Raw genomic sequence first — 10,156 nt, 5'->3', positions numbered from 1 at the left:
GTGCGGTCGCGCTCCGCCGCGGTCGGCGCCAGCCGGTCCCGCGCGAAGGCCCGCGCCATGTCGCGCACCATCTGCTGTTCTTCGGTGAGGCGCATCCTCGTCTCCCTTTCTTTTCTTGCCCTCCCCCTGCCCCGCAGGGGGAGGGAGGGGCCCCAAGCTCCGCTTGGGGTGGGTGGGGGCAACGGCCTCCCGGGAAAGCCGTTGCCCCCACCCTTCCCGCTTCGCGGGTCCCTTCCCTCCCCCTGCGGAGCAGGGGGAGGGACTTGGTACGTCTTACCCCACCCGCTCGACCGCCATGGCGGTGGCTTCGCCGCCGCCGATGCAGAGCGAGGCCACGCCGCGCTTCAGCCCGTTCTTCTCCAGGGCCGCCAGCAGCGTCACCAGGATGCGCGCACCCGACGCGCCGATCGGGTGGCCCAGCGCCGTGGCGCCGCCGTGCACGTTCACCTTGTCGTGCGGCAGGTCCAACTCGCGCATCGCCGCCATGGCGACCACCGCAAACGCCTCGTTGATCTCGAAGAGGTCGACGTCCTTGGCATTCCAGCCCGCCTTCTCCAGCACCTTCTGGATGGCGTAGACGGGGGCCGTGGTGAACCACGCCGGGGCCTGGGCGTGCGTGGCGTGCGCCGTCACCGTCGCCAGGATGGGCAGGCCGCGCTTCTCGGCCAGCGCGCGCGTGGTCAGCACCAGCGCGGCCCCGCCGTCGGAGATGGAGGACGCGTTCGCCGCCGTCACCGTGCCATCCGGGCGGAAGGCCGGCTTCAGGCCGGGGATCTTCTCCGGCGTCGCCTTGCCCGGCTGCTCGTCGATGGTGATCTGCGTGTCACCCTTGCGGCCCTTGACCGTCACCGGCGTGATCTCGCCGGCGAAGCTGCCGTCCTCGATGGCGCGGCGGGCGCGGGTCAGGCTCTCGATGGCGTAGGCATCCTGCGCCTCGCGGGTGAACTGGTAATGCTGGGCGCAGTCCTCGGCGAAGGTGCCCATCAGGCGGCCCTTGTCGTAGGCGTCCTCCAGCCCGTCCAGGAACATGTGGTCCAGCACCCGGCCGTGCCCCATGCGGTACCCGCCGCGCGCGCGGTCCAGCAGGTAGGGCGCGTTCGACATGCTCTCCATGCCGCCGGCCACGATGATGTCGGCGGCCCCCGCCTTGATCAGGTCGTGCGCCAGCATGGCGGCCTTCATGCCGGAACCGCACATCTTGTTGACGGTGGTGCAGCCCGCCGCCTGCGGCAGGCCGGCGCCCAGCGCCGCCTGACGCGCCGGGGCCTGCCCCTGCCCGGCCGGCAGCACGCAGCCCATGATCACCTCGCCCACGTCGTCCGGCGAGATGCGGGCGCGCTCGACGGCGGCCTTGATGGCGGCGGCGCCCAGCTGCGAGGCGGTCAGCGGCAGCAGGTCGCCCTGGAAGCCGCCCATCGGCGTGCGGGCGGCGCCGGCGATCACGATGGTGTCGGTCATGGTCTTCTGTCCCTTCCCGTTCACTTCGTCTCGTTGAACAGCTCGCGGCCGATCAGCATGCGGCGGATTTCCGAGGTGCCGGCGCCGATCTCGTACAGCTTGGCGTCGCGCAGCAGGCGGCCCGTCGGGTATTCGTTGATGTAGCCGTTGCCGCCCAGCGTCTGGATCGCCTCCAGCGCCATCCAGGTGGCCTTCTCGGCAGAGTACAGGATCGCGGCCGCCGCGTCCTTGCGCGTCGTCTCGCCACGGTCGCAGGCCTTGGCGACGGCGTACACGTACGCCTTGGCGGCGTTCATGATGGTGTACATGTCGGCCAGCTTGCCCTGCATCAGCTGGAACTCGCCGATCGACTGGCCGAACTGCTTGCGGTCGTGGACATAGGGGATGACCACGTCCATGCACGCCTGCATGATGCCCAGCGGCCCGCCGGACAGCACCGCGCGCTCATAGTCCAGGCCGGACATCAGGACGTTGACGCCCTTGCCGACGGTGCCCAGCACGTTCTCCTCCGGCACCTCGCAGTCCTCGAACACCAGCTCGCCGGTGTTGGAGCCGCGCATGCCCAGCTTGTCCAGCTTCTGCGCGACCGAGAAGCCCTTGAAGCCCTTCTCGATCAGGAAGGCGGTGATGCCGCGCGGGCCGGCGTTGACATCGGTCTTGGCGTAGACCACCAGCGTGTCGGCGTCCGGGCCGTTGGTGATCCACATCTTGGTGCCGTTGAGGACGTAGCGGTCGCCCTTCTTGTCGGCGCGCAGCTTCATCGACACGACGTCCGACCCGGCCCCCGGCTCCGACATCGCCAGCGCACCCACGTGCTCACCCGAGATGAGCTTCGGCAGGTACTTCTTCTTCTGGGCTTCGTTGCCGTTCTTGCGGATCTGGTTGACGCACAGGTTGGAGTGCGCGCCGTAGCTGAGGCCCACCGAGGCCGAGGCACGGGAGATCTCCTCCATCGCCACGACGTGCTCCAGATAGCCCATGCCGGCGCCGCCGTACTCCTCCTCCGCCGTGATGCCGAGGATGCCGAGGTCGCCCATCTTGCGCCAGAGGTCGGCCGGGAACTCGTTCTCGCGGTCGATGTCGGCTGCGCGCGGCGCGATCTCGTCCTGGGCGAAGTTGCGCACGCTGTCGCGCAGCATGTCGGCGGTCTCGCCCAGGTCGAAGTTCAGCGTCGGGTATTGGTTCGAGAGCATGCGGATCCTCCCCCGTCGAAGGGCGTTTTTGTCTGGGCCATACGGTAGCGTATGGTGAAATCAAAATCAAGTCCCTCCCCCTGCCCCGCAGGGGGAGGGAGGGACCCGCGCAAAGCGCGGGAGGGTGGGGGCAACGGCTTTCCCGAGAGGCCGTTGCCCCCACCCTCCCCAAGCGAAGCTTGGGGCCCCTCCCTCCCCCGCCGGAGGCGGGGGAGGGACTGCTTCCTCACTTCATGTTGATGATGATCGTCTTCTTGTGCGTGAAGTGCTCCAGCATCGCCTCCAGCGTGGCTTCCTTGCCGAGGCCGGAGGTCTTGACGCCGCCGTAGCTGAGGTTCGGCTGCACGACGAGGTTCTGGTTCACCTGCACAAAGCCCGCCTCCAGGCGCGTCACCGCGTCCATGGCCAGCTTGATGTCGCGCGTCCAGATGGTGGCGGCGAGGCCGTATTCGGTGTCGTTGGCCTGCTCGATTACGTCGTCGTAGTCGGTCCAGCGGATGATGCAGCAGACCGGGCCGAAGATCTCCTCCTTGGCGATGCGGTCGGTGTTCTTCACGCCGGTGAAGATGTGCGGCTGCACGTACAGGCCCTTGGTCAGCTTGGCGTCGGTGGGCATGGCGGAGCAGACGTGCGCCGTGCCGCCGGCCTCCTTGCCCAGCGCGATATAGCTCTGCACGCGATCCATCTGCTGGCGCGACACGATGGTGCCGATGTCGGTCGACTCGTCCAGCGGGTCGCCCATCTTCATGGCGTTCACCTTCTCCTTCAGCTTCTCCACGAACACGTCGTGGATGCTGTCATGGACGAAGATGCGCGACGCGGCGGTGCAGCTCTGGCCCTGGCGGGTGAAGCGCATGCCGGCGATGGCGCCGGCCAGCGCCTGGTCCAGGTCGGCGTCGCCGCAGACGATCATCGGGCTCTTGCCGCCCAACTCCAGCGTCACCGGGATCAGCTTCTCGGCCGCCGTCTTGTAGACGATCTTGCCGGTCTCGACCGAGCCGGTGAAGGTCACCTTGTGCACGTCCGGGTGGGCGACCAGCGGCGCGCCGCATTCCGGGCCGTAGCCGGACAGCATGTTGATGACGCCCGGCGGCAGGATGGTGCTGATCAGCTGGATGGCGCGCAGCACGGCCAGCGGCGCCTCCTCGGCCGACTTCACGACGACCGCGTTGCCCGCCACCATGGCCGGCGCGATCTTCAGCGCCATCAGCATCAGCGGCACGTTCCACGGGATGATGGCGCCCACCACGCCCACCGGCTCGCGCACGGTCATGGTCAGCATGGTCGGGTTGAAGGGCACCGTCTCGCCCTTCAGCTCGCCGCCCAGGCCGCCGAAGAAGGTGAAGGCGTCGGACAGCACGCCGGCCTCGACGCGCGATTCGGTGCGCAGCGCCTTGCCGGTCTCCAGCGCCACGAGGCGCGCGATCTCTTCCTTGTGGGCGTCCAGGACACGGCCGCACTCGGCCACCAGCTTGCCGCGCTCGCGCGCCGGGCGCTTGGCCCACTCCTTCTGCGCCTTCTTCGCAGCGGCCACGGCGGCGTCCACGTCGGCCGCCTCGCCATAGGCGGCCTCGGCCACCTGCTCGCCGGTGGCCGGGTTCACCACGGGGAAGGTCTTGCCGCTGGCGGCGGGCCGGAACGCGCCGTCGATGAAGTGCTTGCCGGACAGTTCCTTGGCGAGCGCGAAGGGATCGAGCTGCGGGGCGATGGTCGACATGTCTCTTCAGTCCTCTGGATTCTGGGTCAGCTGCGGGCGTCTTCGATGACTTTGCCGTCGTTGGGCAGCGCGCCGGGGGCGACGAGTTCCACCGTACCCTTCAGTTTGGTGACGGAGGCCAGCGTCTCACGCACGGCTGCCACGAGCGCGTCGCCGGTCTCCTCGCTCTCGCAGCGCAGGGTCATGGTGTCGCTGGCGTCCTGCCGGCCGACGACCAGCCGGGCCTTCTTCAGTTGCGGGTGGCGGCGCACCACCTCGGCCACTTGCTGCGGGTGGACGAACATGCCCTTGACCTTGGTGGTCTGGTCGGCGCGGCCCATCCAGCCCTTCAGGCGCATGTTGGTGCGCCCGCACGGGCTGGTGCCCGGCAGCACCGCCGACAAATCGCCGGTGCCGAAGCGGATCAGCGGGTAGGCCGCGTTGAAGATGGTGACCACCACCTCGCCCACCTCGCCCTCCGGCACGGGGTCGCCGGTGCCGGGGCGGACGATCTCGACGATGCAGCCCTCCTCCACCACCAGCCCCTGGCGGGCCGGCGTCTCGTAGGCGACGAGGCCCAGGTCGGCGGTGCCGTAGCCCTGGTACACGTCGATGCCGCGCCCTTCGTAGAAGGCGCGCGCGTCCGGCAGGTACGGGCCGCCGGTGACGTGCGCGAACTTCACCGACGAGCAGTCCAGGCCCAGCGCGTCCGCCTTCTCCAGGATGATCTTCAGGAAGTCCGGCGTGCCGATGTAGCCCTGCGGCTTCAGCGCGGCGATCACCTGCGCCTGCTGTTCCGTGTTGCCGGTGCCGGCCGGGATCACCGCGCAGCCGACGGCGTGCGCGCCGGTCTCGAACATCGACCCGGCGGGCGTCAGGTGGTAGGCGAAGCAGTTGTGCGCCACGTGCCCGGCGCGGAAGCCGGCGGCATACAGCCCGCGCGCGGTGCGCCAGGGGTCCTTACCATGCGGCTCCGGATCGTGGATCGGGCCGGGCGAGGCGAAGACGCGGGCGAGGCTGCCGATGGCGACGGCGGCGAGGCCGCCGAAGGGCGGTTCGTCCTTTTGCAGCGCGATCAGGTCGGACTTGCGCGTGACCGGCAGGGCGGCCAGAGCCGCGCGGTCGCGGATGGACGCCGGGTCCACGTCGGCGAGCAGCCGGCCGAAATACGGCGCGTTCGCCTTGGCGTGCGCGACGTGCGCCGGCAGTGCCGCGAACAGCTCCGCCTCGCGCTGGTCGGGGCTGCGGGTTTCCAGGGTGTCGTAGAAGTCGGTCAACGTCGCCTCCGCGATCTTAGTCCCTCCCCCGCCTCCGGCGGGGGAGGTTAGGAGGGGGCAAGGTCTAGACGGGAGGCCGGAACCTCATGGATTCTCGGACAGACCTTGCCCCCACCCTGCCGCTCTCAGCGGATGCCTATGGCATCCGCCTGCCGCGCCAGCCGGATCGAAGATCCGGCGAGAGCTGCGCGGGCTTCCCTCCCCCGCCGGGGGCGGGGGAGGGACTGAATGTCAAATCCACCGCTTGCGGCGCTTGAAGCTCTTGAGGTTCTTGAAGCTCTTGCGCTCCTCGTTGCCGCCGCCGAGGTAGAATTCCTTAACGTCCTCGTTGTTCTTCAGCTCGTCCGCCGTGCCGTCCAGCACCACCTTGCCGTTCTCCATGATGTAGCCGGCGTTGGCGGCCTGCAGCGCCATGCGGGCGTTCTGCTCGACCAGCAGGATGGTGACGCCCAGATCCTTGTTGATCTGCTGGATGATGGAGAACACCTCCTTCACCATCAGCGGCGACAGGCCCATGGACGGCTCGTCCATCAGGATCAGCTTCGGGCGGGCCATCATGGCGCGGCCGATGGCCAGCATCTGCTGCTCGCCGCCCGACAGGTAGCCGGCGAGGCCCGTGCGCTCCTTCAGGCGCGGGAAGTAGTGGTAGACCATCTCCATGTCGTCCTTCACGCCGCCGTCGCGGCGGGTGAAGGCGCCCAGGCGCAGGTTTTCCTGGCAGGTCATGTCGGCGATGATGCGGCGCCCTTCCATCACCTGGAAGATGCCGCGGCGCACGATCTGGTCGGGGTCGATGCCGTTGATGCGCTCGCCGTTGAAGACGATGTCGCCGCGCGTCACCTCGCCGTCCTCGGTCTTGAGGAGGCCGGAGATGGCCTTCAGCGTGGTCGACTTGCCGGCGCCGTTGGCGCCCAGCAGCGCCACGATCTCACCCTCCGGCACCTCCAGGCTGAGGCCGCGGAGCACGAGGATGACGTCGTTGTAGACGACCTCGATGTTGTTGACGGACAAGAGCGGCGCCTTGGCCGGCTTGGCGGCCAGCGCGGCGGCGCTCGACACGGCGGCGGGAACGGTGGCCGGGGCGGCAGTGGTCATGCGGCACCTGAATCGCGAAGAGGGCAGTAGCTTCATCCGGCCGGTTCAAAGCCCCTCTCCCCTCGCGGGAGAGGGGTTTGGGGAGAGGGGGAATGGCGGCCGGCAAGGCCGCTGAAGGAGGTTTCTTCCGGCGTTCCCGCCGTAACCACCCTCTCCCCAACCCCTCTCCCCCCAACCCCTCTCCCGTCGAGGGAGAGGGGCTTCGAACCGAACGGCAACCGAACTGTGGAGCAGCACCCCCGCCGGAGCCCCGCAAGCGGGGGTGGCGGGAAACCGGCGGGGGCGCGCTCGGACCGGGCTGCTTACCAGCCCAGCCACTCGGGCTTGCGCGGAACGTCGACGGTGGCGATCTTCTCCATCTTGATCGCTCCGCTCTTCACCAGCTCCTCGACCGTGCCGCCGGTGTCACCCTTGACGTTGGCGCGGTAGAGGTTCACGGCCGTGGTGCCGCGGTGGTCCACCTCGGTCCAGGTCGAGGGCGCGCAGACGCCGTCCATGCCGGCCGGCACCCAGTCCTTCTTCTGGTACATGCCCTTGCGGATGTTCGGGCCGTTGACGCCGCCGTTCTTCTGCGCCCAGTCCATCGCCTCCTTCATGTACAGCGCCGAGCAGACGCCGGCGATGTAGTGCACGGGGCGGTAGGCGTTGCCCGACGCGTCGGAGACCTTGGAAATCTCCTTCACCGTCTTCATGCCCGGCGTGTCGCCGCCCCAGATGGAGTAGGTGCGCACCGGGAACACCACGCCGTTGGCGGCGGCACCCGCGGCCTTGGCGGCGTTCTCGTCCATGCCCCAGACGTTGCCCATGAACTGGACCTGCGTGCCCACCGTCTGGCAGGCCTTCAGGACCGAGATGTTGGAGCCGGCGGTGTTGCCGAGGTAGGCGTAGTTGGCGCCCGATTCCTTCAGCGTCAGGCACTGCGCGGTGTAGTCGCCCGGGGTCAGCGCGAACTGCACGGCCGGCAGCACGTCGAAGCCCAGCTCCTTGGCCAGCGACTCGCCGGCTTCCTTCGGGGCGTTCGGGTACGGGTGGTTGGCGCCCATGTGGACGTACTTGGGCTTGCCCTTGCCGCCCTTCTTCTGCCAGTCGTCGGCCGCCCACATCAGCATGGCGCGCAGCGCGTCGGAATAGGACGGGCCGTAGAAGAAGTTGTACGGCGCCGGCTTGGAGCCGTGCGTGCCCTTGCCGGTCGGGTCGGTCAGGTGGCCCGAGTAGGAGCCGGAGTAGTACGGGATCTCGTCCTTGCCGACGAAGCCGGTCAGCGCCTCGGTGTCGGCCGTGCCCCAGCCCTGGATCGCCGCGACCTTGTCGCCGCCCGACCACTTCTTGTACTGGCTGATGGCGCGCGGCGCCTGGTAGCCGTAGTCGACGGTCTCCACCGCCATCTGCGTGCCGTTGACGCCGCCGTTCTTGTTCACCCACGCCAGCGCGTCGGCCACGCCCTGGCCGAACGGCACGCCCACGTCCGACGTGGCGCCCGACTGGTCGGCGAGGTGGCCGACCGGGATCTTCGCCTGGGCGAAGGCACCGGTGCTGAACGCCACGACGGCGGTGGCGGCGAGAAGAGCAGTCTTCATCGACATATCGCGTTTCCCCCTATGTATTGATTGAACGGTTGGTGCCAGACGTCAGTGCGAGAAGGGATAGAGCTTCCAGTACGCCTTGATCTGCTTCCAGCGGTGCGCCAGCCCGTCGGGCTCGAACACCAGGAAGAGGATGATCACGACACCGATCGCCATCTCGCGCAAGAAGGCAATCGCATCCTTCAGGTTCAGCGCGGTGTCGATCGCCGTGCCCGACAGGCTGGTGGTGATGAACTGCATCGCCTCCGGCAGCAGCACCATGAAGGCGGTGCCCATCAGCGTGCCCATGATCGACCCCAGCCCCCCGATGATGATCATGCCGAGGAACTGGATCGAGAACAGGATCGTGAAGCCTTCCACCGACACGAACTGCAGGTAGTGCGCGTACAGCGCCCCGCCGATGCCGGCGTAGAAGGCCGAGATGCCGAAGGACATCGTCCGGTACTTGGTCAGGTTGATGCCCATGATCTCGGCGGAGAGATAATGGTCGCGCACGGCCACCAGGGCGCGGCCGTCGCGCGTGCGCATCAGGTTGGTCGCCAGGACGTACATGATCACCATGTAGACCAGCGCCACGTAGAAGAACTTCCCGTCGGTGTCGAAGGCGAAGCCGAACAGCGAGAACGGCTCGGCGATGGTGCCGGCCACGCCGCCGGTGAACCAGTCGGCGCGGGCGAAGAAGTCCTGCAGGATGTACTGCGCCGCCAGCGTGGCGATGGCGAGGTACAGGCCCTTGAGCCGCGCCGCCGGCACGCCGAAGATCATGCCGATCGCCGTGGTCATCACGCCCGCCAGCGGGATCGCCAGCGCCACCGGCACGCCGTAGCTGTTCGACAGCCACGCCGACGAGAAGGCGCCGAAGCCGAAGAAGGCGGAATGCCCGATGGAGATCTGGCCGGTGAAGCCCACCAGGATGTTCAGGCCCAGCGCCGCGATGCCCAGGTAGCCGATCTGGATCAGCAGGCTGAGCCAGTAGCGGTCCATGAACAGCGGGCACAGCGCCAGCAGCAGGACGCCGGCGATGGCGAAGTTGCGGCTGGTGACGGTGGGGAAGATGGTGGTGTCGGCGCCGTACGCGGTCTTGAAGTCGCCGCACGGGATGAGGCTGATGTTGGCCATGGTTCGGCGGCTCCCTTACACGCGCTCGATGTCTTTGGTGCCGAAGAGGCCGTAGGGCTTGACCATGAGGATCGCGATCAGGACGTAGAAGGGCGCGATCTCGTACATGTTGCCCCAGTTCAGCCACTGGCTGTCGACGTAGTGGGCGAGGTTCTCCAGCACGCCGACGATCAGGCCGCCGATCACGGCGCCGACGACGCTGTCCAGGCCGCCCAGGATGACCGCCGGGAACACCTTGATGCCGAAGAAGGACAAGGCCGACGACACGCCGTTGACGACACCGACCGTGACGCCCGCCACCGCCGACACCATGGCCGAGATGGCCCAGGAGGCGGCGAAGACCTGGCGCACCGAGATGCCCAGCGACTGCGCCACCTGCTGGTCGAAGGCGGTGGCGCGCATGGCCAGACCCATGCGGGAGAATTTGAAGAACCAGCCGAAGCCCGCCATGATCAGGATCGAGATGACGAGGCTGACCACGTACACGGTCTGCACCTCGAGGCCGAGAACGCTGACCGTCGGGCTGGAGAAGATCGGCGGGAAGGGCTTGGCGAACACGCCGAACATCCACTTCATCAGCGCCTGGAAGAACAGCGACAGGCCGATGGTCACCATGATGACGGAGATGATCGGCTCGCCGATCATCGGCCGCAGCACGACGACCTGCAGGATGATGCCGAACAGCATCATGAAGGCCAATGTGATCGGGAAGCCGATCCAGAACGGCAGCTGCCA

At 68.1% G+C, this 10,156-nt stretch carries 9 protein-coding genes; all 9 read right to left on the bottom strand.

Translation table 11 applies throughout. From position 1 onward, the window contains the following. The coding region (locus VED21_RS02560; protein WP_324880741.1) for an acyl-CoA dehydrogenase family protein at positions 1 to 95 on the bottom strand (95 nt) is incomplete at its 3' end. Between the two features lie 178 nt (positions 96 to 273). Further along, a complete protein-coding gene (locus tag VED21_RS02555; RefSeq protein WP_324880740.1) occupies positions 274 to 1,458 on the bottom strand; it encodes an acetyl-CoA C-acyltransferase in 1,185 nt (394 codons plus the stop codon). Positions 1,459 to 1,478: 20 nt separating this feature from the next. Beyond that, positions 1,479 to 2,651 carry an isovaleryl-CoA dehydrogenase gene (locus tag VED21_RS02550; RefSeq protein WP_324880739.1) on the bottom strand — a complete coding sequence of 391 codons (1,173 nt, stop codon included), beginning with the start codon at positions 2,649 to 2,651 and terminating at the stop codon, positions 1,479 to 1,481. A 226-nt stretch (positions 2,652 to 2,877) separates the two neighbouring features. Further along, positions 2,878 to 4,368: an aldehyde dehydrogenase family protein gene (locus tag VED21_RS02545; RefSeq protein ID WP_324880738.1), complete on the bottom strand. Its 1,491-nt coding sequence runs from the start codon at positions 4,366 to 4,368 to the stop codon at positions 2,878 to 2,880. A 26-nt stretch (positions 4,369 to 4,394) separates the two neighbouring features. Then, positions 4,395 to 5,624 (bottom strand): phenylacetate--CoA ligase family protein, encoded by a 1,230-nt coding sequence (locus tag VED21_RS02540; protein ID WP_324880737.1) that lies wholly within the window; start codon positions 5,622 to 5,624, stop codon positions 4,395 to 4,397. Positions 5,625 to 5,855: 231 nt separating this feature from the next. Then, positions 5,856 to 6,719 carry an ABC transporter ATP-binding protein gene (locus VED21_RS02535; protein ID WP_324880736.1) on the bottom strand — a complete coding sequence of 288 codons (864 nt, stop codon included), beginning with the start codon at positions 6,717 to 6,719 and terminating at the stop codon, positions 5,856 to 5,858. Between the two features lie 302 nt (positions 6,720 to 7,021). Continuing rightward, positions 7,022 to 8,302 (bottom strand): ABC transporter substrate-binding protein, encoded by a 1,281-nt coding sequence (locus VED21_RS02530; protein WP_324880735.1) that lies wholly within the window; start codon positions 8,300 to 8,302, stop codon positions 7,022 to 7,024. Between the two features lie 45 nt (positions 8,303 to 8,347). Continuing rightward, complete coding sequence (locus tag VED21_RS02525; protein ID WP_324880734.1) at positions 8,348 to 9,421, bottom strand: branched-chain amino acid ABC transporter permease; 1,074 nt, start codon at positions 9,419 to 9,421, stop codon at positions 8,348 to 8,350. A gap of 15 nt (positions 9,422 to 9,436) precedes the next feature. Continuing rightward, positions 9,437 to 10,156 (bottom strand): branched-chain amino acid ABC transporter permease (locus VED21_RS02520; protein ID WP_324880733.1); only part of this gene is annotated, 720 nt, incomplete at its 5' end.

The organism is Azospirillum sp., from assembly GCF_035627195.1.
Lineage (GTDB): Bacteria > Pseudomonadota > Alphaproteobacteria > Azospirillales > Azospirillaceae > Azospirillum.
The sequence above is the reverse complement of the archived record's forward strand: the minus strand, read 5'-3'. Positions and strand labels throughout refer to the sequence as shown.

Excerpts from the sequence above, each read along its gene's own strand:
- VED21_RS02535 (WP_324880736.1), bottom strand. The coding sequence starts at position 6,719 with ATGACCACTGCCGCCCCGGCCACCGTTCCCGCCGCCGTGTCGAGCGCC.
- VED21_RS02530 (WP_324880735.1), bottom strand. The coding sequence starts at position 8,302 with ATGTCGATGAAGACTGCTCTTCTCGCCGCCACCGCCGTCGTGGCGTTC.
- VED21_RS02525 (WP_324880734.1), bottom strand. The coding sequence starts at position 9,421 with ATGGCCAACATCAGCCTCATCCCGTGCGGCGACTTCAAGACCGCGTAC.
- VED21_RS02555 (WP_324880740.1), bottom strand. The coding sequence starts at position 1,458 with ATGACCGACACCATCGTGATCGCCGGCGCCGCCCGCACGCCGATGGGC.
- VED21_RS02545 (WP_324880738.1), bottom strand. The coding sequence starts at position 4,368 with ATGTCGACCATCGCCCCGCAGCTCGATCCCTTCGCGCTCGCCAAGGAA.
- VED21_RS02550 (WP_324880739.1), bottom strand. The coding sequence starts at position 2,651 with ATGCTCTCGAACCAATACCCGACGCTGAACTTCGACCTGGGCGAGACC.